The 289-nt window shown below is 70.2% G+C and carries 1 protein-coding gene; it reads left to right on the top strand.

The annotated features are described in order from the left end of the window. Nucleotides 1-289 (top strand): hydrogen gas-evolving membrane-bound hydrogenase subunit E (gene mbhE, locus KVT32_RS29765; RefSeq protein ID WP_217619393.1); only part of this gene is annotated, 289 nt, incomplete at both ends.

Here is a 289-nt window from a genome sequence, read left to right as displayed (position 1 = left end):
TCGACTTCCGCGGCTTCGACACCCTGGGCGAGATCACCGTGCTGTCGGCGGTAGCGCTGGCCGTGTATGCGCTGCTGCGGCGCTTCCGTCCCGCGCCCGAGAGCGTGGCCATCCCCGTGCAGCAGGCCAGCGACGTCGACCCCGCCGCGACCCAGGCGCCGGCGGTACAGGCGCGCAGCGGCTACCTGATGGTGCCGGCGGTCTACCTGCGCTTCCTGCTGCCCTTCATGGGCATGATCGCGGTTTACTTCTTCATGCGCGGCCATAACCTGCCCGGCGGCGGCTTCGT

Source organism: Achromobacter sp. GbtcB20 (assembly GCF_019091095.1).
GTDB classification, from domain to species: Bacteria; Pseudomonadota; Gammaproteobacteria; order Burkholderiales; family Burkholderiaceae_B; genus Achromobacter; species Achromobacter mucicolens.
Note: the sequence above shows the minus strand (reverse complement) of the source record. Positions and strands in the feature narration are given on the sequence as shown.